General features: G+C 68.0%; 26 protein-coding genes and 5 tRNA genes. 6 read left to right on the top strand and 25 right to left on the bottom strand.

All coding sequences use genetic code 11. The features are described 5' to 3' along the window. Window positions 1-377: 377 nt before the first annotated feature. Together ACOZHM_RS15360 and ACOZHM_RS15355 are read right to left on the bottom strand one after the other, a co-directional pair. A complete protein-coding gene (locus ACOZHM_RS15360) occupies window positions 378-1,499 on the bottom strand; it encodes an inorganic phosphate transporter (protein ID WP_421570175.1) in 1,122 nt (373 codons plus the stop codon). A gap of 13 nt (window positions 1,500-1,512) precedes the next feature. Beyond that, complete coding sequence (locus ACOZHM_RS15355; protein ID WP_421570174.1) at window positions 1,513-2,139, bottom strand: DUF47 domain-containing protein; 627 nt, start codon at window positions 2,137-2,139, stop codon at window positions 1,513-1,515. Window positions 2,140-2,420: 281 nt separating this feature from the next. Between ACOZHM_RS15355 and ACOZHM_RS15350 the strand changes: the two genes are divergently transcribed. Together ACOZHM_RS15350 and ACOZHM_RS15345 are read left to right on the top strand one after the other, a co-directional pair. Then, window positions 2,421-3,764: a hemolysin family protein gene (locus ACOZHM_RS15350; RefSeq protein WP_421570173.1), complete on the top strand. Its 1,344-nt coding sequence runs from the start codon at window positions 2,421-2,423 to the stop codon at window positions 3,762-3,764. Continuing rightward, window positions 3,748-4,407, top strand: coding sequence for an exopolysaccharide biosynthesis protein (locus tag ACOZHM_RS15345; protein ID WP_421570172.1), 660 nt, complete (start codon window positions 3,748-3,750; stop codon window positions 4,405-4,407). The genes ACOZHM_RS15350 and ACOZHM_RS15345 overlap by 17 nt, the downstream gene beginning before the upstream one ends. Window positions 4,408-4,754: 347 nt before the next feature. On the opposite strand, the gene ACOZHM_RS15340 is transcribed toward ACOZHM_RS15345, so the two are convergent. From ACOZHM_RS15340 to ACOZHM_RS15325, 4 genes are all read right to left on the bottom strand, one after another. Beyond that, on the bottom strand, window positions 4,755-5,255 hold the full coding sequence (locus tag ACOZHM_RS15340) for a pyridoxamine 5'-phosphate oxidase family protein (RefSeq protein WP_421570171.1): 501 nt from the start codon (window positions 5,253-5,255) through the stop codon (window positions 4,755-4,757). Window positions 5,256-5,343: 88 nt separating this feature from the next. Beyond that, entirely contained in the window at window positions 5,344-6,330 is a 987-nt protein-coding gene (locus ACOZHM_RS15335; RefSeq protein ID WP_421570170.1) for an LLM class flavin-dependent oxidoreductase, read from the bottom strand. A 123-nt stretch (window positions 6,331-6,453) separates the two neighbouring features. After that, complete coding sequence (locus ACOZHM_RS15330; RefSeq protein ID WP_421570169.1) at window positions 6,454-7,200, bottom strand: sulfurtransferase; 747 nt, start codon at window positions 7,198-7,200, stop codon at window positions 6,454-6,456. A gap of 45 nt (window positions 7,201-7,245) precedes the next feature. After that, complete coding sequence (locus ACOZHM_RS15325; RefSeq protein ID WP_421570168.1) at window positions 7,246-7,611, bottom strand: DUF6164 family protein; 366 nt, start codon at window positions 7,609-7,611, stop codon at window positions 7,246-7,248. A 63-nt stretch (window positions 7,612-7,674) separates the two neighbouring features. Here ACOZHM_RS15325 and ACOZHM_RS15320 point away from each other — a divergent pair, with 63 nt between their 5' ends. Further along, the gene (locus ACOZHM_RS15320) at window positions 7,675-8,115 is read left to right on the top strand and encodes an FKBP-type peptidyl-prolyl cis-trans isomerase (protein WP_421570167.1); all 441 of its coding nucleotides are present in this window, start codon (window positions 7,675-7,677) and stop codon (window positions 8,113-8,115) included. Between the two features lie 5 nt (window positions 8,116-8,120). Further along, window positions 8,121-9,377, top strand: a complete 1,257-nt coding sequence (locus tag ACOZHM_RS15315) for a TIGR03862 family flavoprotein (protein WP_421570166.1) — start codon at window positions 8,121-8,123, stop codon at window positions 9,375-9,377. A gap of 104 nt (window positions 9,378-9,481) precedes the next feature. On the opposite strand, the gene ACOZHM_RS15310 is transcribed toward ACOZHM_RS15315, so the two are convergent. The 8 genes from ACOZHM_RS15310 to ACOZHM_RS15275 form a co-directional block, all read right to left on the bottom strand. Continuing rightward, window positions 9,482-11,104 carry an FMN-binding glutamate synthase family protein gene (locus tag ACOZHM_RS15310; RefSeq protein ID WP_421570165.1) on the bottom strand — a complete coding sequence of 541 codons (1,623 nt, stop codon included), beginning with the start codon at window positions 11,102-11,104 and terminating at the stop codon, window positions 9,482-9,484. A gap of 31 nt (window positions 11,105-11,135) precedes the next feature. Continuing rightward, entirely contained in the window at window positions 11,136-12,419 is a 1,284-nt protein-coding gene (locus ACOZHM_RS15305; protein ID WP_421570164.1) for a nucleotide sugar dehydrogenase, read from the bottom strand. Between the two features lie 284 nt (window positions 12,420-12,703). Then, entirely contained in the window at window positions 12,704-13,159 is a 456-nt protein-coding gene (locus tag ACOZHM_RS15300) for a BLUF domain-containing protein (RefSeq protein WP_421570163.1), read from the bottom strand. An 80-nt stretch (window positions 13,160-13,239) separates the two neighbouring features. After that, window positions 13,240-14,247, bottom strand: coding sequence for a TraB/GumN family protein (locus ACOZHM_RS15295; protein ID WP_421570162.1), 1,008 nt, complete (start codon window positions 14,245-14,247; stop codon window positions 13,240-13,242). An 80-nt stretch (window positions 14,248-14,327) separates the two neighbouring features. Further along, window positions 14,328-15,020, bottom strand: a complete 693-nt coding sequence (locus ACOZHM_RS15290) for a glutathione S-transferase family protein (protein ID WP_421570161.1) — start codon at window positions 15,018-15,020, stop codon at window positions 14,328-14,330. A 65-nt stretch (window positions 15,021-15,085) separates the two neighbouring features. Next, window positions 15,086-15,172: transfer RNA gene (locus tag ACOZHM_RS15285), tRNA-Leu, on the bottom strand. Window positions 15,173-15,240: 68 nt separating this feature from the next. Next, a complete protein-coding gene (gene hemN / locus ACOZHM_RS15280; RefSeq protein ID WP_421570160.1) occupies window positions 15,241-16,650 on the bottom strand; it encodes an oxygen-independent coproporphyrinogen III oxidase in 1,410 nt (469 codons plus the stop codon). Between the two features lie 44 nt (window positions 16,651-16,694). Further along, window positions 16,695-17,132: a group III truncated hemoglobin gene (locus ACOZHM_RS15275; protein WP_421570159.1), complete on the bottom strand. Its 438-nt coding sequence runs from the start codon at window positions 17,130-17,132 to the stop codon at window positions 16,695-16,697. Between the two features lie 104 nt (window positions 17,133-17,236). Between ACOZHM_RS15275 and ACOZHM_RS15270 the strand changes: the two genes are divergently transcribed. Together ACOZHM_RS15270 and ACOZHM_RS15265 are read left to right on the top strand one after the other, a co-directional pair. After that, window positions 17,237-17,533, top strand: coding sequence for a hypothetical protein (locus ACOZHM_RS15270; RefSeq protein WP_421570158.1), 297 nt, complete (start codon window positions 17,237-17,239; stop codon window positions 17,531-17,533). Window positions 17,534-17,535: 2 nt separating this feature from the next. Next, window positions 17,536-18,612, top strand: coding sequence for a 4Fe-4S dicluster domain-containing protein (locus tag ACOZHM_RS15265; protein WP_421570157.1), 1,077 nt, complete (start codon window positions 17,536-17,538; stop codon window positions 18,610-18,612). A 19-nt stretch (window positions 18,613-18,631) separates the two neighbouring features. Here ACOZHM_RS15265 and ACOZHM_RS15260 read toward each other — a convergent pair whose 3' ends face one another. The 11 genes from ACOZHM_RS15260 to kdsB form a co-directional block, all read right to left on the bottom strand. Beyond that, window positions 18,632-18,868 carry a hypothetical protein gene (locus ACOZHM_RS15260; RefSeq protein WP_421570156.1) on the bottom strand — a complete coding sequence of 79 codons (237 nt, stop codon included), beginning with the start codon at window positions 18,866-18,868 and terminating at the stop codon, window positions 18,632-18,634. A 294-nt stretch (window positions 18,869-19,162) separates the two neighbouring features. After that, a complete protein-coding gene (locus tag ACOZHM_RS15255) occupies window positions 19,163-19,384 on the bottom strand; it encodes a hypothetical protein (RefSeq protein WP_421570155.1) in 222 nt (73 codons plus the stop codon). A gap of 316 nt (window positions 19,385-19,700) precedes the next feature. Next, window positions 19,701-19,774: transfer RNA gene (locus tag ACOZHM_RS15250), tRNA-Cys, on the bottom strand. Between the two features lie 47 nt (window positions 19,775-19,821). Then, a tRNA-Gly gene (locus ACOZHM_RS15245) sits at window positions 19,822-19,897 on the bottom strand. A gap of 146 nt (window positions 19,898-20,043) precedes the next feature. Then, a tRNA-Gly gene (locus tag ACOZHM_RS15240) sits at window positions 20,044-20,119 on the bottom strand. An 85-nt stretch (window positions 20,120-20,204) separates the two neighbouring features. Beyond that, the gene (locus ACOZHM_RS15235) at window positions 20,205-21,311 is read right to left on the bottom strand and encodes an NAD(P)/FAD-dependent oxidoreductase (RefSeq protein ID WP_421570154.1); all 1,107 of its coding nucleotides are present in this window, start codon (window positions 21,309-21,311) and stop codon (window positions 20,205-20,207) included. Window positions 21,312-21,448: 137 nt separating this feature from the next. Then, window positions 21,449-21,524 (bottom strand) — tRNA-Gly (locus tag ACOZHM_RS15230). Window positions 21,525-21,570: 46 nt separating this feature from the next. Beyond that, on the bottom strand, window positions 21,571-22,194 hold the full coding sequence (pgsA, locus tag ACOZHM_RS15225; protein WP_399636812.1) for a CDP-diacylglycerol--glycerol-3-phosphate 3-phosphatidyltransferase: 624 nt from the start codon (window positions 22,192-22,194) through the stop codon (window positions 21,571-21,573). Between the two features lie 9 nt (window positions 22,195-22,203). Continuing rightward, window positions 22,204-24,051, bottom strand: coding sequence for an excinuclease ABC subunit UvrC (uvrC, locus tag ACOZHM_RS15220; RefSeq protein WP_421570153.1), 1,848 nt, complete (start codon window positions 24,049-24,051; stop codon window positions 22,204-22,206). Further along, window positions 24,048-25,463, bottom strand: a complete 1,416-nt coding sequence (locus tag ACOZHM_RS15215; protein ID WP_421570152.1) for a hypothetical protein — start codon at window positions 25,461-25,463, stop codon at window positions 24,048-24,050. Before ACOZHM_RS15215 ends, uvrC begins: the two co-directional genes overlap by 4 nt. Before the next feature lie 80 nt (window positions 25,464-25,543). Continuing rightward, window positions 25,544-26,317 carry a 3-deoxy-manno-octulosonate cytidylyltransferase gene (kdsB, locus tag ACOZHM_RS15210; RefSeq protein WP_421570151.1) on the bottom strand — a complete coding sequence of 258 codons (774 nt, stop codon included), beginning with the start codon at window positions 26,315-26,317 and terminating at the stop codon, window positions 25,544-25,546. Between the last annotated feature and the right edge of the window lie 3 nt (window positions 26,318-26,320).

Here is a 26,320-nt window from a genome sequence, read left to right as displayed (position 1 = left end):
GGGCAGGAGCCCAACCCCGGTCTTGCCGTGTGCGCAGGACAGCGCACACGTGCAAGCGGCGACTGAGCTTACATGGGTGAAGGCGCACTGCTTGCGAGGCACTGCCTCGCGTGCGACTGAACGCCCAGCCGCTGGCGGCTGGGCCGGGCTGCGGAGCGGGACTTGCAGCGTCCCCCACAAACCCACACCCGACGGCCCCAACCAGGGAAACCCGCCGCCACAGGCTGTTCGCCCAAATGCATGAAGCCGGGCAAAGCCCGGCGCCAGGTGATCGCATGCGAGGAAAGCAGCCGGGCACAGCCCGGCTCTACGCGTTTCATGGCGAGCAACAAAAAACCCGGCCGAAGCCGGGTTTTTTGTGTTTCAAACCAGACGCATCAGGTCCAGCCGAACATCTCGAACAGCTTGAGGATCAGATATGCGCAACCACCGGCGGCCGGGATGGTGAGGATCCAGGCCCATACGATGCGCTCGATGACGCCCAGGCGCAGCGAACGCGGGTTCTTGGCGTAGCCCACGCCCATGATCGCGGTGGAGATGCTGTGGGTGGTCGAGACGGGCATGCCGAAGTGCGCGGCCAGGGTCAGGATGGTGGCCGAACTGGTCTCTGCAGCGAAGCCGTGGATCGGGTGCAGCTTGACCATCTTGTGACCCAGGGTCTTGATGATCTTCCAGCCGCCCGAGGCGGTGCCGGCCGCCATGACCACGGCACAGGTCAGGACGATCCACATCGCGATACCCTCGCCCGCCTGCGCGTCGGGATGCATGAAGGCCAGCCAGGACGGCAGATCGTTCAGTGCACCGGTCGCTTCGGCGCCGATCAGGGTCATGGCGATGATGCCCATGGTCTTCTGCGCGTCGTTGTGGCCATGGGCGAAGCCCATGTAGGCCGCCGAAACGATCTGGGCCTTGCCGAAGAACGCGTTGACGATGCGCGGGCGGGCCAGGCGGCCGATCCAGCCGCCGACCTTGGCCATGCCGGCGATGATCGCCCACAACAGCAGCATGACGATGATGCCGAGCAGGAAGCCGGCGATCGGCGAGGTGATCATGGGCAGGAACACCTTCCACAGCAGGCCCTTGTTCTGCGCCCAGGTGCCGATGCGTTCGGACCAGATCAGCGCGTCCCAGTTGTTGTGGGCCGCGGCCAGGCCGGCGCCGCACAGGCCGCCGATCAGGGCATGCGAGGACGACGATGGCAGGCCCTTCCACCAGGTGATGAGGTTCCAGATGATGCCGCCCAGCAGGGCGCACAGGATCACCTGCGGGGTCACGTCGATCACATTGGTGTTGAGCAGGCCCGAGGCGATGGTCAACGCCACGGCCGTACCGGTGAGCGCACCGATGAGGTTCATGAAGGCGGCGAGCATCACGGCCCAGCCGGGCGAAAGCACCTTGGTCGCCACCACGGTGGCGATGGAGTTGGCGGTGTCGTGGAAGCCGTTGATGAACTCGAAAACGAGCGCGGCCAGGATCACCACCAGAACGAGGGTCAGCATGCTGTGGCGTCCGTCAGCTGTTCTTCAGCACGATCTGGTACGCCACCACACCGGCCTCGCGGCAACGGTCGATGGCCTTTTCCAGGATCTCGAAGAACTCCTTGAGCAGGAACATCTGCAGGTTGTCCAGACGGCCGGAGTAGATGTCGCGGTACAGCTCCAGCATCAGGCGGTCGGCTTCGTTCTCGAGCGCGCGCAGCTTCTCGTTGAGCGCGGTCATGCGATCCAGGTTCATGTGGCGCAGGTCGTTGACCATTTCCACGACCACTTTGGCCGCCTGTTCGAGCATCGCCGCGCGGGGCGCGAAGTCGATGTGCTCCAGGTGGGTGGTGGCCAGCGAGTAGCGATCGGCGAACTTCTCGATCTGCTTGGGAATCTTGTACAGGGCCGAACCCAGCGCTTCGATGTCTTCGCGCTCGATCGGGGTCATGAAGCTGTCCACCAGCGCCTGGCTGATCTTGTCCGAGGCGGCGCGTTCGCGCAGGCGGGCCAGCTTGAAGGCGTCCAGCGCCGGCTGGCGATCTGCTTCGCGCAGCATCGAATGCAGCGCCTTGGCGCTGTCCTGGGCGGCCTGGGCAGCCTCGTCCAGCAGGGTGTAGAACTGTTTGCCGGAGCCGAAAATGGTCTGCAGAGAGAACATGGAGAAACCTATTCGCCGTCGAGGAAGGACGGCACCGGGCGGAATTATGACGGTTTGATGTCCAATCCGGGTACTCCCGTCATCTTCACGCCGTCACCGGGCCCCCTGAACGACTCTGTTTGCACCCCTCCCCCCGGCTTTTGTTAAGATGCGCGGGCACCTTCGGGTGCACTCTATGGAAGACGACCCTTATCCCCCGCCGCGCCCGCCAGGCTTGACCTGGCCCGGTAGCCGCCCGCGCTTGAACACGCCCTCCCTGCCACCAACCGGGGACGACGCCCGTGTTTGAACTTTTCATTGTCCTGGCCCTGATCCTGCTCAACGGCTTCTTCGCCATGTCCGAAATGTCGGTCATGACCTCGCGAAAGAGCCGGCTCAAGCAGATGGCCACCACCAGCAAACGTGCCCAGCGCGCGCTGGAACTGTCCGAGAAGCCCGAAAGCTTCCTGTCCACCGTGCAGATCGGCATCACCCTGATCGGCATCCTGACGGGTGTTTACGGCGGCGACGCCATTGGCAGCGCCATTGCCCTGCACCTGCAGGGCGTGTTCCCGGCACTGTCGGCCAACTTCCCCCTGTTCAACGAACCGCAGCCCTGGTCGGAGGTGATCGGCAAGACCCTCGCCGTGGCCCTGATCACCTTTTTGACGCTGATCTTCGGCGAACTGGTGCCGAAACGCCTCGCCATCACCCGTTCGGAGGACATCGCCGGACTGGTCGCGCTGCCCATGAGCGGCCTGGCCCGCATCGCCTTCCCATTCGTCTGGCTGCTTTCGCATACCACCCGCCTGGTGCTGCGCCTGCTGGGGCTGGGCAAGGACGAAGCCGCGAGCGTGACCGAAGAAGAGATCCGCATGCTGGTCGCCGAGAGCCACGAGGCCGGCGTGATCGACGCGCACGAGCGCGACATGATGAACCGGGTGATGCGCCTGGGCGACCGCACCGCCGACAGCCTGATGACGCCGCGCAACCGGATCGCCTGGCTGGACACCGTGGCCGACGCCGAGAAGAACCTGGCGACCATGCGCGAGCACGAGTTCTCCCGCTACCCGGTGTACCGCGACAACGACCAGGACATCGTGGGCGTGCTCGAGGTGAAGAGCCTGGTGACGCGCCTGGTACGCGACGAGCATTCGCTGTTCCAGCAGCTGCGCGAGCCGCTGTACGTGTCCGAATCCACCCATGCGATGAAACTGCTGGAGATCTTCCGCGAGGAACAGCAGTCGATGGCGCTGGTGGTGGACGAATACGGCGAGATCCAGGGGCTGGTCACCATCAGCGACCTGATGGGCGCGGTGGTCGGCCGCATGCAGTCGGTGGAGAACGTGGACGAGGACGCCCTGGTGGTGACCCGCGAGGACGGTTCCTACCTGGTCGACGGTTCGCTGTCGATCGAGGACCTGCGCGAACTGATGGGCAACGCCGAACTGCCCGACGCCGAGGACGGCGACTATTACACCCTGGCCGGTATGTGCATCCACTTCTTCGGGCGCATCCCGCACGCGGGCGAGTATTTCGACTGGGCCGGCTGGCGCATCGAGATCGTCGATCTGGACGGTGCGCGCGTGGACAAGCTGCTACTGCGCACGCTGGCCGAAGAAGAGACCGATGAACTCACCGGCTGATCCCTCCCCCGCGCCGGACCAGAGCCGGCCGGAGTATCAGAACGAGGGCATCCGCACGCTGCTGGCGATGTTCGACCATGGCGACCCGGACGAGCGGCTGCTGCTGGGCCAGATCCTGCAGGGCCTGCAGCAGAGCGCGTTCGGGGTATTCCTGTTCATTGCGATCCTGCCGTCGTTCATTCCGATCCCCGGCATGGGCGGTGCCGTGAGCGGTCCGCTGGTGATCCTGATCGGCGCGCAGATGCTGTGTGGCATGCGACGCCCCTGGCTGCCGGGCTTCATCGCCAACCGTGGCCCGCGACGCGGCACGATGCACAAGTTCCTCGGCAAGATCGACGGCGCGCTGCGCCGCCTGGACCGCATGCTCAAGCCGCGCCGCCCGGCATTTCTGGTGCCGTTGCCGGCGCATGCCTTCACCGGACTGCTGCTGGTGTTGACCGGCTTACTGCTGTCGCTGCCGATTCCGTTCACCAACTATCTGTTCGGGTTCCAGCTGCTGTTGTTCTCGCTGGCGCTGCTGGAGCGCGACGGCACGCTGATGCTGGTCAACTGGATCGGCGCGATCGCCGCAGTGCTGTTCTTCAGCTTCAGCTCCGGGCAGCTGGTGCATTACCTGACGGAGCTGTTCCAGCGCTGGTTCTGAGAGAACCAGCGCGCTGAAATCGACCTTGCCGGCTGGGATGACTGGGATGACTGGGATGACTGGGATGACTGGGATGACTGGGATGACTGGGATGACTGGGATGACTGGGATGACTGGGCGGACTGGGCCAACTGCGCCGACTGGGCCGACTGGGCCGACTGGGCCGACTGGGCCGACTGGGCCAACCGCGCCGACTGGGCCGACCGGGTAGAGCCGACTGTTAGTCGGCTACGCGCGCAGCGCGGGGTTTGGTTCCATGCGGAAGGCAGCCGACTAACAGTCGGCTCTACCCCGTCGGGGTCGCAAAGTCGCGGTCACCCAGTCCGCTCTACCCCGTCCCCGCGCCTTCAGCGCAGATCGACCACGCCGTTGTCCGACAGCGCGGCCGGGTCATCGGATACCGCCGACAGCACGAAGCTCAACGCCTTGCCCAGCAGCGTGCCCGGGCCATCCCAGTATTCGGCCGATTCGGCACGGACATGGATCAGGCGCAGGTTGGGATCGTCCTTGCCGCCCGGGAAGAACAGCTTCATCGGCGGCGACCACAGTTCGTCCACCTTCGCGCGGTCGTGCACGACGCGTGCGATGCCGGCAACCGATACGTAGGTGTTCTTCGACTGCGACGCGTACGCCACGTTGACGCGTGGATTGAGCGCGATCTCGGCTACCTTCGGGCTGTCGGCCGCCGTGGCGAACCACAGGTCGCCATCGAATTCGACTTCCTGCGTGCCCAGCGGGCGGCTGTACAAACGCCCATCGACGCCGGTGGTGGTGAACATGGCAATGTCCACGCCGCGGATCAGTTCGGCCAGCTGTTCGATGTGCTGCGCGCGATCATGGTCGGCCATGGGATGACTCCTGCAATAAGGAGCTCCATCACACCGGATCGATGGCAATGGCGACGTGAACCGAACGGTCACGCCGCCTTCGCAGAGCTCAGACCCTCGCTTTCCACGCCTGCATCGCCAACCCGAACGAACGCTTGCGCGCGGCGTGGTCGTAGATGTTGGCGGTGAGCAGCAGCTCGTCGGGCTTGTGGCGCGCGGCGAATGCGGCCATGCCCTCGCTGACCTGGCGCAGGTCGCCCACCACCGCGCAGGCCAGTGCGCTCTGCACGCCGAGCTTCTCGTGCGGCTGCCAGAAGGCCTCGATATCGTCGATCGGCGGCGGAATCAGGCCAGGCTGACCGCGGCGCAGATTGACGAAACTCTGCTGCTGGGTGGTGAACAGGCGCCTGGCTTCGGCCTCCGATTCGGCGGCGACCACGTTCAGGCCGAGCACGGCGTACGGCGCGGTCAGGTACTGCGAGGCGCGGAATTCACGGCGGTAGATCGCCAGGGCTTCATCCATCGCATCCGGGGCGAAGTGCGAGGCGAAGGCGAACGGCAGGCCCAGCGCGGCCGCCAGGCGTGCACTGAACAGGCTCGATCCGAGCAGCCACACCGGCACCGGAATGCCCGCACCGGGCACCGCGCGCACCGCCTGCCCGGCCTGCGCCGGCTCGAAGTAGTGCAGCAGTTCGCGCACGTCCTGCGGGAACTGGTCGGCGCTGTCGAAGTAGCGGCGCAGCGCGCGCGCGGTGGGCTGGTCGGTCCCCGGCGCGCGACCCAGGCCCAGGTCGATGCGGTCCGGGTACAGGGAGGCCAGCGTGCCGAACTGCTCGGCCACCTGCAGTGGCGAATGGTTGGGCAGCATGATGCCGCCTGCGCCCACCCGGATGCGCTGGGTGCCGCCGGCCACGTGGCCGATCAGCACCGCGGTGGCAGCGCTGGCGATGCCGGGCATGTTGTGGTGCTCGGCCAGCCAGTAGCGGTGGTAGCCCCAGCCCTCGGCGTGCTGGGCCAGGTCCAGCATGTTGGCGAAGGCCTGCGTGGTGTTGCTGCCCTCGCAGACCGGGGCCAGATCAAGAATCGACAGTTGCATGGGCGGGTTCCATCAAAGGTTATGGAACCTTGATGGGGGCGCCGGCCCCGGGACACCATGGCCGTTTGCGGGATGGTGATTCCTGCACGGTAGTGCCAGCCCATGGCAGGCACCCCGGTGGTCTCAATCCGCGACGGCATCCACCAGCGGTTTCAATTCCGCATCGAGCGCCACGCGTTCGTCGAACACGAAGCAGCGGCCGTCGTAGCCCTCGCCACCCACGGCCTCGAAGTAGCCCAGGATGCCGCCGTCCAGCTGCAGGACGTTGTCCATGCCGTCGTTGCGCATCCACAGCGCGGCCTTCTCGCAGCGGATGCCGCCGGTGCAGAAACTCACCACGGTGCTGTCGCGCAGCGCGTCGCGGTGCGGGGCCAGCGCATCGGGCAGCTCGGTGAACTTGGTGATCGGCAACACCAGCGCGTCCTGGAAGGTGCCGTACTCGACCTCCTGCACGTTGCGGGTGTCGAGCATCACCACCGGCTTGCCGGCGTCGTCATGACCCTGGCGCAGCCAGCGCTGCACGGTGGCCGGGTCGATCGACGGCGCGCGCGGGAAGGCCAGCGGCTGGCCGTCGTCGATGCGGAAGCTGATGATTTCCGGCTTCACCTTGGCCTTGAGCCGGGCGAAGGGCTGCATCTGGCTGTAGCTGGTCTTCACCCGCAGCCCGGCAAAGCCCGGCTCGGCACGCAACGCGGCGTAGAAGCCATCGATGCCCGCCTCACTGCCCGCCAGGAACAGGTTGATGCCCTCGCCTGCCACCAGCACGGTGCCGCGCAGCGCGGCCGCCTCGGCGCGCGCCAGCAGGGTCGCGCACAGGGCATCGGGGTCGGCGATCGGGGTGAAATGGTAGGCGGCGGTATTGGCGATCATCCGCCCATTTTACCCTTGGGCTGCCCACCCCGCCCAACCGGCCATTCAGCCGCGCAGCAGCACGAACGGCAGCAGCACCAGTGCGGCCGCGGCGATCATGCCGGCCAGCACCGCCACCACGAACAGCGGGCGTCGGCGCAGCAGCGTGGCGAAGGTCTCGGCACTGCCGTCGGCCAGCGCCGCCTGGCGTTCGGCGCGGACCCGTTCGCCGCGTGCGTGCTGGTACTCGGCCATCAAGGCCTTGGCGCGCGGCTGGTCGCCATCGTCACGGATCCAGATCCCGCCAAACGAGATCCCCCAGGGGCTGGGTTCGGTGCGGTAATGGGCGATGCCCGCCTGGTCCAGCAGGGCGGTCACGTCCTGGATTTCATCGTCCGCGACGTTGCGCAGGTTGAGCAGCAGTTTCGACATGCGCCCATGATAGCGCCCGGCGATGCGCTACCCTTGCGTCCCCGTTTTCCAACCGGTGCCCGCATGCGTCGTCTTCCGAAGTTCCTGCTCGTTCCCGCGCTGGTGTCGCTGCTGGCCGCCTGCACCCCGCCCGGCCCGCCGCCGGGGGGCAGCATCGCCACCTTCGAAAAGATCGACACCCAGCCGGGCACCGGCGCCGAGGCCACCCCGGGCAGCACCATCGTGGTCCATTACACCGGCTGGGTGTACGACGAGCGCGCCGCCGACAAGCATGGCGAGAAGTTCGACAGCTCGGTCGACCGCGGCGAGCCGTTCAGCTTCGGGCTCGGCAAGGGCCAGGTCATCAAGGGCTGGGATGAAGGCTTTGCCGGCATGAAGGTGGGCGGCAAGCGCACCCTGATGATTCCCTCCGACTACGGTTACGGCGCCTCCGGCGCCGGCCCGATCCCGCCGAACGCCTCGCTGGTGTTCGACGTGGAGCTGCTCGACGTCAAGGCCCGCTGATTCCCATGAGCACCGCAGTACGCCCTGCCCGACGCGTGGCGATCATCGGCGGCGGCCCCGCCGGGCTGATTGCCGCAGAGACCGTGCGCGCCGCCGGCCACAGCGTGGACGTGTATGAGGCCAAGGGCTCGCCCGGCCGCAAGTTCCTGATCGCCGGCAAGGGCGGCCTGAACCTCACGCATTCCGACCCGCAGGACGTCTTCGTGGCGCGCTACCGCGAACGCGCGACGGAGGTCGGTGCGTGGCTGGCCGACTTCGATGGCCCGGCGCTGCGCGAGTGGGCGCGCGGGTTTGGCGTGGACACCTATGTCGGCAGCTCCGGCCGGGTGTTCCCGATCGACCGCAAGGCCGCCCCGCTGCTGCGCGGCTGGGTGCGCCGCCTGAAGGAACAGGGCGTGCGTTTCCACGTGCAGCACCGCTGGAGCGGATGGCAGGACGACGGCGCGTTGCGCTTGGAGACGCCGGACGGCGTTGCAGCCATCCACGCCGATGCGGTGGTGTTGGCGATGGGCGGTGGCAGCTGGCCCGAGCTCGGCTCGGATGGCGCGTGGGTGGCGCCACTGGCGGCGCGCGGCATCGACATCGCCCCGCTCACCGCCGCCAACTGCGGTTTCGACATCGAATGGACGCCCTATTTCCGCGACCGCCAGGCAGGTGCCCCGCTCAAGCCGGTGGTGGCGCACTGGGTCGGGCTCGATGGCCAGGCGCACACGCAGCAGGGCGAATGCGTGATCACCGCCAACGGCATTGAAGGCAGCCTCATTTACGCGCTCGCCGCCGACCTGCGCGACACGCTCGCCCGCGATGGCCAGGCCCACCTGCAGCTGGACCTGCTGCCCGGCCAGACCGAGGCCCAGCTGCTCGACAAGCTGCGCAAGCCGCGCCAGGGCCGCAGCTTCGGCGAACACCTGCGCCGCCAGCTCGGGCTGGGCGGGGTGAAATCGGCGCTGTTGTTTGAGGTGCTTGGGAAGGACGCCGGGCAGCTGCCTGCCGAGGCCATTGCCGCCGCGCTGAAGCGGCTGCCGCTGTCGCCGTTGCGGCCACGCCCGATCGACGAGGTGATCAGCACCGCCGGCGGCGTGCGGCTGGAGGCGCTGGATGCGCAGCTCATGCTGCGCGACCTGCCGGGCACGTTCTGTGCGGGTGAGATGCTGGATTGGGAGGCGCCGACCGGCGGGTACCTGCTCACGGCGTGTTTCGCGAGCGGGTTGCGCGCGGGGCGTGGGGTGGTTGAATACCTCGCAACAACGCATCACCGGTAACGCCGGACGTTGGCCGGGTCGCGGATCGCGTAAGCCGACTAACAGTCGGCTCTACGGCAAATTGCGCTCGTAAGCCGACTAACAGTCGGCTCTACAGCAAATCGCTAGCGCGATTTGCTGTTGCGCAGGGCCTGGATGCGTGCGGGCGGCTGGAACGAGTCGCTGCGCGCGTCGGCCCAGAAGTCGTGGAATACCGCGTGGTCGGGCACCCGGCGCAGCAGTTCGCCCGGGCTGAGATAGCGGTACAGCGACGCCAGCGAACGGATCTCCACCGGCGACACGCGGCGCACGATGTGCTCCGGGCCCAGCTCTGACGGATGCTGCAGGCCGGCCGCGCACAACAGGTCGCGCAGCGCGCGCAGGGTGTTCTCGTGGTAGTTGTGCACCCGCGTGGCCTTGTCGGCCGGGTCCAGGTGCCGCCAGCGGTTGGGGTTCTGCGTGGCGATGCCGGTCGGGCAGCGGTCGGTGTGGCAGCTGAGCGACTGGATGCAGCCCAGCGCGAACATGAAACCGCGCCCGGCATTGCACCAGTCCGCGCCCAGCGCAATGGTGCGGGCGATCTCGAAGGCGCTGCTGACCTTGCCGGCCGCCCCCACCCGGATACGGTCGCGCAGGTCCAGCCCCACCAGCGTGTTGTGGACCAGCAGCAATGCCTCGTGCATGGGCACGCCGACATGGTCGACGAACTCCGCAGGCGCCGCGCCGGTGCCGCCCTCGGCACCATCGACCACGATGAAGTCCGGCAGCAGCCCGGTTTCCTGCATCGCCTTGGCAATGCCGAACCATTCCCACGGGTGCCCGATCGCCAGCTTGAAGCCGACCGGCTTGCCGCCGGACAGCTCACGCAGCCGCGCGACGAACTGCAACAGTTCCACCGGCGTATTGAACGCCGAATGCTTCGAGGGCGACACGCAATCCACGCCCATCGGCACGCCGCGCGTGGCCGAAATCTCCGCACTGACCTTGGCCGCCGGCAGCACCCCGCCGTGGCCGGGCTTGGCGCCCTGCGACAGCTTGATCTCGATCATCCGGACCTGGTCGGTGTTGGCGTTGGCCACGAAGCGTTCTTCGCTGAAACCGCCGTGTTCGTCGCGGCAGCCGAAGTAGCCCGAGCCGATCTCCCAGACCAGGTCGCCGCCCATCTCGCGGTGATAGGGCGAGATCGAGCCTTCGCCGGTGTCATGGTAGAAGCCACCGCGACGCGCGCCTTCGTTGAGCGCACGAATGGCGTTGGCCGACAGCGAGCCGAAGCTCATCGCCGAAATATTGAACACGCTTGCCGAATACGGCTTGGCGCAGTTGGGGCCGATCAACACGCGGAAGTCGTGGTCGGCGACCTCGGCCGGGGCCAGCGAATGGTTGATCCACTCGTAGTCCACCGCGTAGGTGCTGCGCAGCGTGCCGAACGGCACCACGTCCATCTCGTTCTTGGAGCGCTGGTAGATCAAGGCACGCTGCTGGCGCGAGAACGGCACGTCCTCCAGGTCGCTCTGCACGAAGTACTGGCGGATCTCCGGTCCGATCGATTCCAGCCCGTAGCGGAAGTGCGCCAGCACCGGGTAGTTGCGGCGCAGCGTGCTGCGCTTCTGCACCAGGTCCCAGGTACCGAGGATCACCATGGCGGCGGTGGCCGCTACGCCCCAGTACCAGGCCGGCCAGATCCCGGCCAGCCACAGGCACACCGGGAACAGCAGGATGGCGAGCACGTAAACCAGATAACGATGCATGGCGTTCCTCGATCAACAAACGCGTTCGAGTCTACAGCCGGTCGTCGACGACGTCCCGTGGCCAGACCGACTTCACGTCGTAAACAACCCCGTCTGGGGCCAGCAACGCGCGGATCTGTGCGGCATCGAAGTCGCGGAACCGATCATGCGCCACCGCCAGCACGACCGCGTCGTAGCCCTGCGGGTCCGGCTGTTCCACCCAGCGCACGCCGCTGCCGTCCAGCGTGGCCGGCCCGACCCAGGGGTCCTGCACGTGCACCTGCGCGCCACTGGCCTGCAGCACCTGGGCCAGCTCCAGCGCGCGGCTGTTGCGCAGGTCCGGGCAGTTTTCCTTGAAGGTCACGCCCAGCACCAGAACGCGCGCGCCCTCGCCCGCCTTGCCACGGGCGGCCAACAGCGACAACACGCGCTGCGCGACGTGCGCGCCGACCCGGTTGTTGACCTGGCGCGCGGTGTGGATGAGGTCGGGGTGGTAGCCCATGCTCTCGGATTTGTGCAGCAGGTAGTAAGGGTCCACGCCGATGCAGTGCCCGCCCACCAGACCCGGGCGGAACGGCAGGAAGTTCCACTTGCTGCCGGCCGCATCCAGCACGTCCTGGGTGTCGATGCCGAGCCGGTCGAAGATCAGCGCCAGTTCGTTGACCAGCGCGATGTTGACGTCGCGCTGGATGTTCTCGATGACCTTGGCGGCCTCGGCGACGCGGATCGACGGCGCCGGCCAGGTGCCGGCGGTGATGATGCGCGCATACAGTGCGTCCACCCGCTGCGCCACGTCCGGCGTGGAGCCGGCGGTGATCTTGCGGATGTCGGCCAGGCGCCGCTGGCGGTCACCCGGGTTGATCCGCTCCGGGCTGTAGCCGCAGTGGAAATCATGATTGAAGCGCAGCCCCGAGCCGGCCTCCAGCAACGGTACGCACACTTCTTCGGTGGTACCCGGGTACACCGTGGATTCGTAGATGACCAGGTCGCCCGGCTTCAGCAGGCTGGCGATCAGCGTACTGGCGCTGCGCAGCGGGCCGAGATCGGGCTGCTCGTGCGCATCGATCGGCGTGGGCACCGTCACGATGTAGACCGTGCAGGAGGCGAGGTCGGCCGGCGCGGCGCTGTAGCGCGCATGCACCGCCGCCGCCAGTTCGGCCGGTTCCAGTTCCAGGGTGTGGTCGCGGCCCTGCTGCAACTCGGCCACGCGCGCCGCGTCGATGTCGTAGCCCAGAGTGGCCTGCTGTGCGCCGAACGCCACGGTGAGCGGCAGGCCCACGTAGCCCAGTCCGATCACGCCGATGCGTGCCTGCGCGGCCCACGCCGCCGCGGTCAAGGCGTTTCCCCGCGCGCGGTGGCGGGCGGCAACAGCAGCACATTGGGGTCGATCATGCGGGGGCACTACCAGGCAACGGGTGCAACAAGCCTAACGCGGCAGGCGCTGCCCCACAAAGAACAAAGCCGCCGCCCGCGGAGAGTACGGACGACGGCCAACAAGTGGTCCAGCTGCGGTTACTACCCTTTCAGACAACCCCGGGGGCATACCCCGGACCGGTCACAGCTGGTAGACACATCATAGGGGGCGCACTGTGATCTTTCTGTTACGGGCGACGACCGCGATCAGGACCCGAGCGTCACTGCGGCAGGCTCGAGCTCGCCGGACACCCCGGTCCACAATTCCAGCATCCGCGCGAAGCCGACCCGGCGCTGGCCGTCCACCGGTGCGGCGGCGGTGAATCCACGCCACTCGGTGTCGACGATGCCGCTCAACACCTCGGCGTCGATGCGTGCCGAGGCCATGGTCCAGCGCGGAAAGTGCCGTGTGGCCACTTCGCCGTGCGCGAGTTCGCGCAGCTGCACATGGCTGCGTGCATTGAGCACGCGCTGGTAGACCGAATCCACGCCGTCGTCGGGCCCTTCGAAGTACTGCACGAAGCGGTGGCCGTCGAACATCAACACGGCGGTCACCCCGGCGACCCGGTTGAAGCTGGATGCCTCGGCAAGGATGTGGTCGATGCCCGCGCCGTCGAGCCCCTCGACAGCGTCACTGACATAGGCAATCGCCCGCAACGACATGGACATTCCCCCCCGGTGAAGTCCCAGTGACTATGCCATGAAGTGCCTGCGTTGGAAAAGGCGAACTCCCGGGCGGCGGCTCAGGGCGACTGCACCGTATACCCGGCGTCGCGCAGGCGCTCCAGATAACCGGCCGGGGCCACCAGTGAATGCACCGGTACGGTCGCGAATGTAACCCGGTGTCGTGCCAGTGCATCGCGCGCGGCGGCCAGCCATTTATCGGCCGAGCGTGCGTCCAGGTTGGTGAGGCCACGGCGGCGGCCGACCTCGCTGCTCGCAATGGCGCCCACGCAGGCGTCGTACTGGCTCTTCAGCGCCAGCTGCTGCAGCGCCTCGATATCACCCACCGCCCACGCATTGGCGCGGTCGACCAGCACCGGCAACTGGTGCTCGACCACGTCCAGCGTGCGCTGCAGGCAGTCCACATCCTGCAGCGTGCTGCCGCGTATCTCCTTCAACGCGGCGCGCGGATCGTCGACCTTGATCACCACGCGGGTCACCACCGGGGTCAAGCCACGGGCCTTGTAGGCCTTCTCCAGCAACTCGCCGACGCCCGAGCGCTGGCTGAGGCCGACCTTCTTCAGCGCGGCGGCATAGAGCCGGGTGGCGGCCACCAGCGGGCGGTCCTTTTCCACGCCGCGGTCGCCGCCCAGGTAGCGCTGCTTGAGCGGCAACCAGCGCGCGTAGATCTCGGGCGGCAGGATCTGGTCAAGCCGCCGCCCTTCCGGATCGTGGGCGGCCTTCATCGCGGAAGGCAGCAGGGTGAGCCCGCGGAAGAAGCCGACATCGGCGTCGAGCGTCCAGCCAGGCGCGCCCAGCACGGCGTCGGCGCTGGCAACCACAGCCTTGACCTCGTCAGCGCGCCAGTCGAGTTTGGCCGGCAATGGCGAGACCGTGCCCAGAATCCACAGCGTGTGGCCATCGGGTGCGGTGACCTGCCACAGGCCGGGACCCGGCTGTACGCCGGAAACCACCACCGGGGCCAGATCCACCACCGTGGGCGGCGACGGTGGCTGGGGCTGCGCGCCGCTGGCGCCCGCCAAGGCCAGCATTCCCAGTACGACGCCTGCCGCCACCGACTTCGTCATGCGCCTGTCCCTGTGTGAGTGATGCGCAGCCTACGGCGCCCTGCAACGGCGTGCGTAAAGGTTGCGTTGCCCCGCCCTGCTCAGACGGGATCCGGCCCCTGCCGATACGGTTCTTCGAACGGCCGGAAGTCGTGTTCCTGCAGTGCCGCCGCCACCCAGGCCTGCACGCCGGGCAGCGCCTGCACCTGCGCCATGTAGTCGGCCACGCGCGGCGACACGGGCAGTGCATAGGTCTTCAGGCGCATGACCACCGGCGCATAGAAGGCATCGGCAATGCTGAAACGGTCGAACAGCAACGGGCCGTCATGGCGTGCCAGCAGCGATTCCCACAGGGCCAGCAGCCGCTGCAGGTCGACCACCACGTCGGGCTGCTCGCGCAGGACACGCGCGCCGACCTCGGGTAGGCTGGCCTCGATGTTCATCGGAAAGTGCGAACGCAGTGCGCCGAAACCACTGTGCATCGCGGCGGTCGCGCTGCGCGCCAGTGCGCGATCGGCTGCGGTGGCCGGCCACAAGCCGTGCTGGGGAAAACGTTCGGCCAGGTACTCGGCAATCGACAGCGAATCCCAGACCACCAGGCCGTCGTCGACCAGCACGGGCACGGTGCCCGACGGCGACAAGGCCTCGGCGCTGCGCTTGAACTGCGAATCGGGTTCGAAACTGTCGAAGCGCAACATGACGTCGGTGAACGGGATGCCGGCCTCGGTCATCAGCACCCACGGCCGCATCGACCACGTGGAGTAGTTCTTGTTGCCGATATGGAGCGTGAGCATGGTGGGCGCACCGTTGAGGAGGAGCGCCCATGCTAGCGATATCTGTGCGCCAGCCGGATCGGCCGTGGTGCCCGGAGCCGGAATCGAACCGGCATGGAGTTGCCTCCGGCGGATTTTAAGTCCGATGCGTCTACCAGTTTCGCCATCCGGGCCACGGCGCGCATAGGGTGCCTGAACCGGCCGGGTTTGGGAATGCAGGCGGCCGGCGTGTTCAGCCAGCTCAGATCGCCCGCGAATAACGCACCGGCTGCTCCGGCGCGGCCAGGTAGCGGTCGAAACACATGGCCAGCAGGCGCAGCAGCGGGCGGCCGCGTTCGGTGGCGCGCACCACGCCGTTGGCGTACTCGGCCAGTCCGTCGTGCTGCAGCGCCTGCAGCGCGATCAGTGCGTCGCCGAAGTAGGTGTCGAAATCGACGCCATGCCGGCCCGCCAGCGCGTGGCCGTCCACCTCGCCCTGGCACATCAACTGGCCGATCAGGTCGGCGCGCAGCAGGTCGTCCGCGTCCAGGCGGAGGCCTCGCCATACCGGCAGGTGCCCCGCGTCCACCGCCGTTTCCCAGTCCGGCAGATCGCGCGGGTTCTGGCTGTAGCTGCTGCCGATGCGGCTGATCGCGCTGGCGCCCAGCCCGACCAGGTCGGTATTGGCGTGGGTGGTGTAGCCCATGAAGTTGCGGTGCAGCTGGCCGGCGCGCTGCGCCCGCGCGAGGTTTTCCTCCGGCAGCGCGAAATGGTCCATGCCGATGTACTGGTAGCCGGCCAGGGTCAACCGGCGCACGGCCAGCCCCAGCAGCGCCAGCTTCTGTTCCGGGCTGGGCAGCGCGGCATCGGGAATCTGCCGCTGCGCCTTGAACAGGTTCGGCAGATGCGCATAGCCGTAGATCGCCAACCGGTCCGGCCGCTCGCGCAGCACCGTCTCCAGCGTCTGCGCGAAGCCTTCCAGGGTCTGGTGCGGCAGCCCGTAGATCAGGTCGACGTTGACCGAGCGCAACCCATGCTCGCGGCAGGCGCGCAGCACCTCCAGCGTGGCCTCCACGCCCTGCTCGCGGTTGATCGCACGCTGCACCGTGGGGTCGAAGTCCTGGATGCCGAGGCTGGCCCGGTTGAAGCCCAGCGCGCCCAAGCCGGCGATGTCGTCGCGGGTGACGAAGCGCGGGTCCAGTTCGATCGAGAAATCACGATGTGCCGCGTCGCTCAATGAAAACCGCTGGCGCAGCCCGTCGATCAGCGTGCGCATCTGCGCGGCCGCGAGGAAATTGGGCGTGCCGCCGCCGAGATGCAGCTGGATGACCTCGCGCGCGGCATCGAACAACGGCGCCACCTGGTCGGCCTCGCGCAACACGCGCGCCACGTACGCCACCCCCTTGCCGTGGTCGCGGGTGATCACGCGGTTGCAGCCGCAGTAGAAGCACGGGCTGCTGCAATAAGGCACGTGCACGTACAGCGACAACGGCAGCGCGTGTGCGTTGCTGTCCGCAATGGCGGCGCGCAGCCCCTGCTCACCGAACCCGTCGTGGAAGTGCGGCGCGGTGGGATAGGAGGTGTAGCGCGGGCCGGGGCGGTCGTGGCGGCGCAGCAGTTCCGGGTCGAAGTGCCAGGCGAGCCCGGCGGCGGCAGGCGAGAAGGTGTCCATGCCGGCATCGTGCGCGCGGGGGGGGCCGCGCGCATTGAGCCAGATCAATCCGGTCGCGCGGCGCCTACGACCTGCAATGGGGGCCAGCGCAGCATCTGGAAGCGCCGCCAGAACGTGTCGGCGATGCGTTCGGCCACATCGTCGGCCAGCCGCTGCATCGCCGGGTTGCCGCATTCAGCGGTGGTGAGGCGGAACAGGCCCAACCAGCGGTCGAACAGGTCGCGGTCCAGCTCGTCCATGGCCATGTGCTTGGGCATGGGGGCGCCGCTGAACCGGCGGGTGCCGCGCAGCATGGCCGACCAGAAATCCACCAGCTGGGCCAGGTGCGCGTCCCAGTCATGGATGCGCGCGGCGAACACCGGCCCCAACCGCGGCTCTTCACGAACGCGCGCATAGAAGTCATGCACCAGGCGGGTGACGTCCTGCTCGCTGCACAGCGCCAGTGAAGGGGCTGGCAGGGCGGAAGGCGGCGGGGGCAGCATGGAATTCCTCGGCAACGGGGGCGGCACGGTGGCCCGGCCATGATGCAACGCCGCCTTGATCAGGATCAATGTGGCGCGCTGTCGCAGCCCATAGTCTGGCGGCGATGAACGACCTGCATGATCCGCCTGAAACCAGCCGACGCCGCCAGCTGATCCAGCAGTGGGGCGCGATCCTGTGGCCCAGTTTTGTCGCCGCCGGGCTGGCCAGCATGGTGTTCTTCGCCTTCGTCGACCCGTTGCGCCTGCGCGACCTCACGTTCCCGCAGCATGCACTCAGCCGTGAACTGGGGTACACGCTGGGCTTCTTCATGTTCTGGGCCGTGACTGCCGCGTCCAGCGCGATCACCTGGTACCTGTTGCGGCCGTTGCGCCACGACGACGACGAGCTGCCGCTGGGGTGAATATGCCGTCGCATCCGCGCCTGTGCGGGGAGCCGCGCCGCCCGCCGACGCCGCGCCCGCCGCTACGCTGGCGGGCCGTGCTGTCTGCCGCGTTGCTGGCACTGTTCTACCTGTTGCCCTGGCTGCGCTGGAATGGCCACCAGGCGTTGCTGTTCGACCTGCCGGGGCGCCGCTTCGACCTGTTCGGGCTGACCCTGTGGCCGCAGGACCTCGGCGTGCTGCTCGGGATGATCGCCGTGCTGGTCTGTTCGCTGGCACTGTTCACCAACCTGGCCGGCCGCGCGTGGTGCGGGCATGCCTGTCCGCAGACGCTGTGGAGCGGCGTGTTCCGCTGGATCGAAGTGACCTGCGCGCGGCTGCTGCCGGTGCCCGCGCTGGCTGCGGCGGTCAAGCATCTGGCGTGGGCGCTGGTGGCGCTATGGACAGGCATCACGTTCGTGGGGTTCTTCAGCCCCATCCAGCCGCTGGTGGCCGGTTTCTGGCCTGCCGCATGGGGCGGCTGGGAACTGTTCTGGGTGCTGTTCTATGCGGTCGCCACCTGGGGCAACGCCGGCTTCCTGCGCGAGCAGGTGTGTATCGACCTGTGCCCGTACGCACGGTTGGTGCCACTGCTGTGCGACGCGGACACACCGGAGGTCTGCTACGACGCACGCCGCGCCGAACCGCGGGGTGCGCGTCCGCGCGGCCAGGGCGGGGTCACGCAGCGCGGGCGCGGACTGCTCGATCCGGTCAGTGCCAGCGACTATGCCTTCCGCGCCGCGCACCCGGCGCTGGCCGGGGAGATGCCCCGCTTCGCCGATGATCGGCTCGGCGACTGCGTGGATTGCGCGGCGTGCGTGCAGGTATGCCCGATGCAGTTGGACGTGCGTGCGGGCGTGCATGCCGATTGCATCAGCTGCGGCGCGTGTGTGGATGCGTGCGACGCGCAGATGCGCGCATGGAACTTCCCCAAGGGTTTGATCCGCGTGGCCAGCCCACACGCCGTACAGCAGCAGAAGCGACGCTGGTTGCGCCCGCGCACCCTGGCCGCGCTCGCCGCCCTGGGCGTGCTGCTGGGCGTGGGCCTGCACGTTCTGTAGCCCGGTTCCCCAACCGGTATCAGCGCACGCGCGTGCTGCGCGGCGGCACCATCTGCGCACGCCGCACGATGCCCAGCTGTTCGATGATCAAGGCCAGTTCGTTGGTGACCTGGGTCCGGCTCCGGCCCTTGGGCACCAGACGCTCCAGCACCTGCTGGTACGTGGTCCAGAATTCCGGGCCGCAGCCATGCTTGCTGTAGCTGGCTTCCAGCTCGGTGCGCACGCCGTCAGCCAAGTCATTTGCGCCGTATTGCATACGACCCTCCCTTGGACTTGCCTTGCATCGGAACGAGCAGCTCCCCCTGCCAGGCGTAATGCCTGTCAGCCTCGGCTGAATGGACCCAGCCTCGGCTTCACCCGCGGTTCACCTAAAATTTGCACGGTCTTCGCATCAAGTCAATCGATCGTTCCATGCTTCACCAAACATGGGATGAATGATTCAGACAGCGATGCCCGCCGCACGGACAGCATGCACGGTGCCGGGTGACACGATCATGTCAGTCGAAGGCGGCGATCAGGGCGGGCGCGGGAGGGGCCGGCGCCGTCCGGGTCAGCCGAGCATGCGCCAGGCGCCGTAGCCGCAGATGACCAGACCGGCCACCAGCAGTGCCCAGGACAGGCCATTGAAGCGCTTGAATACCTTGGCCAGCGTCAGGGCCAGCCCGATGGTCACCAGCCCCACCCCCAGCAGGATCGCGGCGGTGACGTTGCTCGGCGAATCCCAGAACGAACCGGGCATGCCGGTAGCGGCGAAAAACAGGGCCAGACCCATCGGAACACCTCACGAAAGACGTTCGTGCACAGTAGGCAGGCGTTCGTCCGCGACAGGTGAAGGGAGGGCGGCAGTGACGAAGGGTCCGGTCTCGACGATGCCGTACAGGGCGTCACGCGCAGGGAGATTGATGCTGCAGGGGAGCAGCCAGTGCGCGCCGGAAGCCGGAACCGGGGGAGGTTCCGACCCGGCTACGTTAGGCGCCGGCCGGCGCGGCCACCATAAGACAGGTCTGATTCCGCGCGCCCAGGAGGCTGCGCGTTCAACGACACGCACAAACAGACAACCCCGCCGAAGCGGGGTTGTCTTTTTACGCTGGAGGCCTCGAGCGGAATCGAACCGCTGTGGCGGGATTTGCAGTCCCGTACATGACCACTCTGCCACGAGGCCGGTGACGCTATATAACAAGACCCCGAAAACGGGGCCAGGTCAACATCTGGAGCGGGAAACGAGACTCGAACTCGCGACCTCAACCTTGGCAAGGTTGCGCTCTACCAACTGAGCTATTCCCGCAAAATCAGGCGCGTATGTTACCGAAACCACCGATGACACACCAGCCTTTTCACACTTTTTTTCACATTCACGCCAGCGTTGCCGGTGTGGATGCCCGCGTGCCATCGCGGAGAAAAACAAGGCCCCGTAGGGGCCCTGTCGAAATCTGGAGCGGGAAACGAGACTCGAACTCGCGACCTCAACCTTGGCAAGGTTGCGCTCTACCAACTGAGCTATTCCCGCAGACTTGCTGCCCAACGACGTGTCGTCGAAGGAGCGCTATTGTGTCGGGATTCCTTCACGTCGTCAACATCTTTGATGACCGCCTTCAGCGGTCCATGCGCAGCCCGCGTCGGTGGAAGTAGATCTGCTCGGCGGCGCGGCGCAGCAGAGGGGACTGCAGCAGCAGGTCCATCGGCCAGTCCAGTTGCAGGTGGTCCATCGCCCAGCGCAGCACCCGTTTGCGGCGGAAACTCGGGGCCGCCTCGCGCGCCACCCGCTCCGGCGCCGGACCGCTGCCGCGCAGGTGCAGGCCCACCGCGTCGCCGACCGCCCACCCATGCCGCCAGCTGGCGTGAATGCCTCCGCCCGACAACGGCGACACCACCCCGGCCGCGTCCCCGGTCAGCATGACGCCCTCGCCCGCGATGGGGCCCTGCAGGGGCCCACAGGGAATCAGCCCGGCCCGGGTGGCATCCGGGCGCGGCGACGACAGGCCAATGACCTCACGAACGTGCTGCAGGAAGCGCTGCAGTTCCGGGGGCCGGGCCTGCTCCGGGTCATGCCGCAGCGCCAGCCCAACCTGCACGCCGGTCGGGTTCTGCGCGGCCCAGCCGATGTAGCCGGGCGCGAAGCGGCGGCTGGCGAAACAGTGCAGCGCGCCGCCCTGGGGCAGCTGCGCGCCGGCAAACTCCTGCTCCACCCCATAGAGAAAGTCCTTCACCTGGCCCAGCCCGGTGCGCTGGGCCACGCGCGAGCCGGCCCCATCGGCCCCCACCAGGTAGCGGGTGCGCCCTGCCCCGGCCACCTGCCAGCCATCGCCCTCGCGATGGGCCTGGGTGAACGACTGCTGCAGCCGCAGGGTGACGCCGCTGGCCTGCAGTTCGGCGGCCAGCCAGCGCAGCAGGTTGGGCGTGTCGGTGGTCATGAAGTAGTAGCCCGGGGCAGCCAGCCGCACGCTGCGCAGGTTGGGGGCATACAGGCGCACCTGCTCCACGCGCTGCAGCAGCGCGGCGGGTATGCGCCGCAACCAGGTCTGCTCCACCACCTCCTTCACCAGGATGCCGGTGGTATGCAGGCGTTCGCCGGGGTCGGCCTTGCGCTCCAGTACGCAGACGCGCAGCCCGTACTGTGCAGCCGCCAGTGCGCAGGCGGCGCCGGCAAAGCTGGCACCGACCACGACCAGGTCCCAGTCAAAGGAGGAGGAAGCATTCATTGCGGCACTGCCATTGCAAGGGGACGTGCAGCGTCGACCCGCGACGCGGGCAGGCAATGAAGCGACGGTGAAGCGGATATGAAGCGCGCCGATGCAGAACGAAAAAAGCGACCCGAAGGTCGCTTTTTTCTTGAATCTGGAGCGGGAAACGAGACTCGAACTCGCGACCTCAACCTTGGCAAGGTTGCGCTCTACCAACTGAGCTATTCCCGCTTGGGAGGCGAAATTCTACAGCCAAATGCGGTGCTGTCAACAGCCCTCAGCCCTTCTTTTTCGCACGCGCGGTTTCGCGCGCCGCGCGCTCGTCCTCGCGCAGGCTCGGCCATGCCGCATGCAGGTACTGCAGACCCGAGAACAGCGTCAGCACGGCGGCAATGGCCAGCGTCCAGTCGCCGATGTGGAAGACCGGCTCGCCCATCCAGATGCTCGACACCGGCGTGTTGGGCGCGACCGAATACAGCAGGCACAGCAGCGCCACCATCTGGGCGGTGGTCTTGATCTTGCCGATCAGCGCCACGCGCACCTTGGCCCGCTGGCCGATTTCGGCCATCCATTCGCGCAATGCCGACACCGCGATTTCGCGGCCGACGATCACCGCCGCCCAGAACGCCATCCACGGCGTCGGATGCCCCTGCACGATCAGGAACAGTGCAACGGCCACCATCAGCTTGTCCGCGACCGGGTCGAGGAAGGCGCCGAAGGCCGAGGCAAGGTCGTAGCGACGCGCGATCCAGCCATCCAGCCAGTCGGTCAGCGCGGCCAGGCCGAATATCGCGGCCGAGGCGAAATTGGTCCACGTATAGGGAAGGTAGAACACCAGCACCAGCACCGGGATCATCACGATCCGCAGCAGCGTCAGCCAGGTGGGGAGGGTCAACTTCATTGCGTCTCTCTACTCGCCGGCCGCAGGGGGCGTGGGCAGTCCATGAAGGTTAGCGTAGATGCGTGCAGCGAGGGCGTCATTGATGCCCTCCACCTTGGCGATTTCCGCTTCGCCGGCCGCTTTCAGGCCCACCAGCCCGCCGAAATGCTTGAGCAGGCTGGCACGCCGGCGCGGCCCGATGCCGGGAATGTCCTCCAGCTTGCTGGTCATGCGCGCCTTCTGGCGACGGCCGCGATGGCCGGTGATCGCGAACCGGTGCGCCTCGTCGCGCACCTGCTGGATGAACTGCAGGGCCGGCGAGGCGGCACCCGGGCGCAGTTCGCGGCCGTCGGGCAGTACCAGCGCCTCATGCCCGGCCCGGCGCTCGGCGCCCTTGGCCACGCCTACCAGCATCACCCCTTCCACGCCCAGGTCGGCCAGCGCGGCCTGCGCCTGGGCCAGCTGGCCGGCGCCACCGTCGATCAGCAGCAGGTCGGGCAGCACGCCCTCCTCTTCCACAGCGCGGCGGAAGCGGCGGTCGATGGCCTGGTGCATGGCCGCGTAGTCATCGCCCGGCTCGATGCCGCTGATGTTGAAGCGCCGGTACTGGCTGCGCACCGGGCCGCTGGCGTCGAACACCACGCACGAGGCCACCGTGGCCTCGCCCATGGTGTGGCTGATGTCGAAACACTCCACCCGCTTGACCTGCTCGGCCAGGCCGAGCATCTGCCGCAGGTCTTCGCTGCGCGCATGCTGCGCGCTGCGGCTGGTGAGTTCGCTGACCAGGGTGATCTGCGCGTTGCGGCTGGCCAGCTCGACGTAGCCGGCACGCTCGCCACGCACGTTCCACTTCAGCTGCACCTTGTGCTCGGCCGACGCGCTGAGCGCGGATTCGATCAGGCTGGCGTCCGGAATCTCGCGGTCCAGCAGGATCTCGCGCGGCGGCGCGTGTTCGGCGTAGTACTGCGACACGAACGCGGCCAGCACCTCCTCCGCGCTGTCCTCGCCGTTGGTGCGCGGGAAAAACGGCCGGGTGCCCAGGTTGCGTCCATCACGGAAGGCCAGCAGCATCACGCAGGCGCTGGCGCCCTGCGTAGCGCAGGCGAGCACGTCAAGGTCGGCAGCGCGGCCGTCCACGTACTGCCGGGTCTGCATGCTGCGCAGCGCGGTCACCAGGTCGCGCAGGCGCGCGGCCTGTTCGAATTCCAATGCCTCGCTGGCCGCCTGCATCTGCGTGCCCAGTTCGCGCGCCAGCTGGTCGCTCTTGCCCTCCAGGAACATCGAGGCGCGGCGCACCGATTCGGCATAGTCCTCGGCAGCCACCAGCGCCACGCATGGGGCGCTGCAGCGGCCGATCTGGTATTGCAGGCAGGGCCGCGAACGGTTGCGGAACACGCTGTCCTCGCAGCTGCGCAGCTTGAACAGCTTGTGCATCAGGTTGAGCGTGTCGCGGACCGCAGTCACGCCCGGGTACGGCCCGAAGTAGCGCCCCGGCACCGCGCGCGGCCCGCGGTGCAGCGCGATGCGCGGCCAGTCCTCGCGGGTCAGCAGCACATGCGGATAGGTCTTGTCGTCGCGCAGCGAGACGTTGTAACGCGGCGACAGCGACTTGATCAGCTGGTTTTCCAGCAGCAGCGCTTCCGCCTCCGAACGGGTCACCGTCACGTCCATGCGCGCGACCTGCGACAGCATGGACATGATCCGCGCCGTCTTGGGCGCGCCATTGAAATAGCTGCCGACGCGGTTGCGCAGCGCGCGTGCCTTGCCGACGTACAGCAGGGTGTCGTCGGCGGCGTACATGCGGTAGACGCCGGGCGCGGTACTCAGGTGCGCCGCGAATGCCTTTCCATCAAAGGCCGGAGCGGTGGACGGGGTCATTCGCTGATCGGCACGTCGCTCAATACGCCGCTGACCGGGTCCAAACGCAGCACGGCATGGGCATCGGTCTCGGCGATCCACACCGCGCCGCCGCCCATCGCCAGCCCGGCCGGGCCGTGCAGGCGGCGCGGCAGTTCAACCGTGCTGAGTTCACCGCCGCCCAGGCGCAGCGTGCGCAGGCGGCCGTTGCCGGCGTCGGCAATCCACAGCAGCGGCGCGTCCGGGCTCAGGGCAATGGCCTGCGGGTACTGCAGCTGCGCGGTGGCGCGCGGACCATCGTTGTCGCCGAACGACCACACGCCCTGCCCGACCAGCGTCTGCACCAGGTCGCCGCGCAGCTGCATCGAACGGATCGACGAGCCGAGCGCGTCGCACACATACAGCACCTGCTGCACGGCGGCGAGCGCCGCCGGCTGCGCGAAGGCCGCCAGGTGGCCGCTGCCGTCGCGCTCGTCGATGGCACCGGAGCCTGCCCGCCAGGACAGCGTGCGCTGGCCCAGGTGGTAGCTCCAGATGCGGTTGTCGCCCGCCATCGCAATATGGATCTGGTTGTCGGCCACCACCAGCCCCTGCGGGTGGTTCAGCGCGGCCTGGCGGGGGTCGGACACCACGCCTTCGGCGGGCTCGCCCGGGCGGCCATTGCCGCACAGGGTGTCGACCTGGCCGGTCAACAGGTGGATGCGGCGCAGGGCGTGGTTGCCGGTGTCGGCCACGTACAGCCACTCCCGCTCCAGGGCCAGGCCCTGCGGCCGGTTGAACGCGGCCTCACCCGGACCACCATCCATCATGTCGGCCGTGCCAAGCCCGAACTGGCGCAGCACGCGCCCGCCATGGCTGCATTCCAGCACGCGGTGATGGCCGCTGTCGGCGATGTACAGGCGTTCGGTGGTCACCGCCAGGCCGGTCGGGAACAGCAGCGGCAGGCGCGGCTCCGGGTGCAGCTCACGCTGCCGGGCCGCATCGCCGTCGTTCGCGCGCGCACTCCCCTGGCAGAGGGCGCTCAACGCGCGCTCGAGCTCGTCGCCGAACCCGACCAGGCGGTCGACCTCGCGGCCCTGCGCGTCCAGCAGGACCAGCGTCGGCCACGCGCTGACATTGAAGCGGCGCCAACCGTCCCAGTCCGCATCCAGCAGCGCCGGCGCAGTCACGCCCTGGCGACGCAGCAGCTTCAACGCCTGCTCGGGATCGCGCTCGCAGTCGAAGCGCGGCACCTGCAGGATCAGCAGCTGCAGCTTGCCCGGATTGCGCGATTGCCATTGCGCCAGTTCGGCCAGCCGGTGCGCACACCACACCGAGGCGGCATTGACGAAGGCCAGCACGACCGGGCGGCCGTGCAGCTCGGTCAGGGTGGTCGGGGTGGCATTGAGCCACGTGGCGAATTCCGGCAGGTCCTGGACAGGCTGTACGTTCATGCGCTGATTATGCCGGAGTCGGCGTCATGCAACCGTCGTGCCAACGTCAATTTGGCGACAGCACCGCCCGGCACCGGCCTTCAGCCCTGGGCCGCCAGCCACGCCTCGGCGCGCTCGAGGTCCTCGGGGGTATCGATCCCGGGCGGAAACGCCGCCGGGGTCAGCGCCACACTGATGCGGTGGCCCGCCTCCAGCGCGCGCAGCTGCTCCAGCGATTCGAGCTGTTCCAGGCCGCCCGGCGGCAGCGCGGCGAAACGGCGCAGGAAGCCCGCGCGATAGGCGTAGATGCCGATGTGGCGCAGCCAGTGCGGCCCGGACAGCGTGTCGCGCGACTGCGCGAAGGCATCCCGGTGCCAGGGGATGGGCGCACGGCTGAAGTACAGCGCGTCCAGGTTCTCCTTGCGCACCACCTTGACCACATTGGGGTCGAACAGCGAGGCCGCGTCCTCCACCGGCGTGGCCAGTGTCGCCATCTCGGCACCGCTGTAGACCAGCGCTTCGGCGACGGTGCGGATGCCCTCGGCCGGGGCGAACGGTTCGTCGCCCTGCAGGTTCACCACCAGCGTGTCGTCGCTCCAGCCGGCCTGGGCGGCGCACTCGGCCAGGCGATCGGTGCCGGACGCGTGGCTGGTCGCGGTCATCGCGACCCGCACCGCAGGCAGCCCCTGCAGGGCCTCGGCGATGCGCGCGTCATCGGTGGCCACCCACACCTCGCGCGCCCCGGCCTGCAGCGCACGCTCGGCCACGCGCAGGACCAGCGGGGTGCCGCCCAGCAGGCGCAGCGGCTTGCCGGGCAGGCGCGAGGCGGCGTAGCGGGCCGGGATGGCGACGACGAAATCGACGGTCTGGCTCATGCG

It is taken from the genome of Stenotrophomonas sp. PD6 (assembly GCF_049199305.1).
In the GTDB taxonomy this organism is placed as follows: Bacteria; Pseudomonadota; Gammaproteobacteria; order Xanthomonadales; family Xanthomonadaceae; genus Stenotrophomonas.
This window is presented reverse-complemented; position numbering and strand designations above follow the sequence as displayed.

Bases quoted from the DNA above. Each gene is read 5' to 3' on its own strand.
- ACOZHM_RS15300 (WP_421570163.1), bottom strand. From the start codon at position 13,159: ATGTCGTTGCGGGCGATTGCCTATGTCAGTGACGCTGTCGAGGGGCTC.
- ACOZHM_RS15265 (WP_421570157.1), top strand. From the start codon at position 17,536: ATGCCGTCGCATCCGCGCCTGTGCGGGGAGCCGCGCCGCCCGCCGACG.
- hemN (WP_421570160.1), bottom strand. From the start codon at position 16,650: ATGGACACCTTCTCGCCTGCCGCCGCCGGGCTCGCCTGGCACTTCGAC.
- ACOZHM_RS15315 (WP_421570166.1), top strand. From the start codon at position 8,121: ATGAGCACCGCAGTACGCCCTGCCCGACGCGTGGCGATCATCGGCGGC.
- ACOZHM_RS15290 (WP_421570161.1), bottom strand. From the start codon at position 15,020: ATGCTCACGCTCCATATCGGCAACAAGAACTACTCCACGTGGTCGATG.
- ACOZHM_RS15270 (WP_421570158.1), top strand. From the start codon at position 17,237: ATGAACGACCTGCATGATCCGCCTGAAACCAGCCGACGCCGCCAGCTG.
- uvrC (WP_421570153.1), bottom strand. From the start codon at position 24,051: ATGACCCCGTCCACCGCTCCGGCCTTTGATGGAAAGGCATTCGCGGCG.
- ACOZHM_RS15330 (WP_421570169.1), bottom strand. From the start codon at position 7,200: ATGATCGCCAATACCGCCGCCTACCATTTCACCCCGATCGCCGACCCC.
- ACOZHM_RS15360 (WP_421570175.1), bottom strand. From the start codon at position 1,499: ATGCTGACCCTCGTTCTGGTGGTGATCCTGGCCGCGCTCGTTTTCGAG.
- ACOZHM_RS15335 (WP_421570170.1), bottom strand. From the start codon at position 6,330: ATGCAACTGTCGATTCTTGATCTGGCCCCGGTCTGCGAGGGCAGCAAC.
- ACOZHM_RS15355 (WP_421570174.1), bottom strand. From the start codon at position 2,139: ATGTTCTCTCTGCAGACCATTTTCGGCTCCGGCAAACAGTTCTACACC.
- ACOZHM_RS15215 (WP_421570152.1), bottom strand. From the start codon at position 25,463: ATGAACGTACAGCCTGTCCAGGACCTGCCGGAATTCGCCACGTGGCTC.
- kdsB (WP_421570151.1), bottom strand. From the start codon at position 26,317: ATGAGCCAGACCGTCGATTTCGTCGTCGCCATCCCGGCCCGCTACGCC.
- ACOZHM_RS15325 (WP_421570168.1), bottom strand. From the start codon at position 7,611: ATGTCGAAACTGCTGCTCAACCTGCGCAACGTCGCGGACGATGAAATC.
- ACOZHM_RS15310 (WP_421570165.1), bottom strand. From the start codon at position 11,104: ATGCATCGTTATCTGGTTTACGTGCTCGCCATCCTGCTGTTCCCGGTG.
- ACOZHM_RS15295 (WP_421570162.1), bottom strand. From the start codon at position 14,247: ATGACGAAGTCGGTGGCGGCAGGCGTCGTACTGGGAATGCTGGCCTTG.
- ACOZHM_RS15235 (WP_421570154.1), bottom strand. From the start codon at position 21,311: ATGAATGCTTCCTCCTCCTTTGACTGGGACCTGGTCGTGGTCGGTGCC.
- ACOZHM_RS15255 (WP_421570155.1), bottom strand. From the start codon at position 19,384: ATGGGTCTGGCCCTGTTTTTCGCCGCTACCGGCATGCCCGGTTCGTTC.
- ACOZHM_RS15275 (WP_421570159.1), bottom strand. From the start codon at position 17,132: ATGCTGCCCCCGCCGCCTTCCGCCCTGCCAGCCCCTTCACTGGCGCTG.
- ACOZHM_RS15340 (WP_421570171.1), bottom strand. From the start codon at position 5,255: ATGGCCGACCATGATCGCGCGCAGCACATCGAACAGCTGGCCGAACTG.
- ACOZHM_RS15320 (WP_421570167.1), top strand. From the start codon at position 7,675: ATGCGTCGTCTTCCGAAGTTCCTGCTCGTTCCCGCGCTGGTGTCGCTG.
- ACOZHM_RS15345 (WP_421570172.1), top strand. From the start codon at position 3,748: ATGAACTCACCGGCTGATCCCTCCCCCGCGCCGGACCAGAGCCGGCCG.
- pgsA (WP_399636812.1), bottom strand. From the start codon at position 22,194: ATGAAGTTGACCCTCCCCACCTGGCTGACGCTGCTGCGGATCGTGATG.
- ACOZHM_RS15260 (WP_421570156.1), bottom strand. From the start codon at position 18,868: ATGCAATACGGCGCAAATGACTTGGCTGACGGCGTGCGCACCGAGCTG.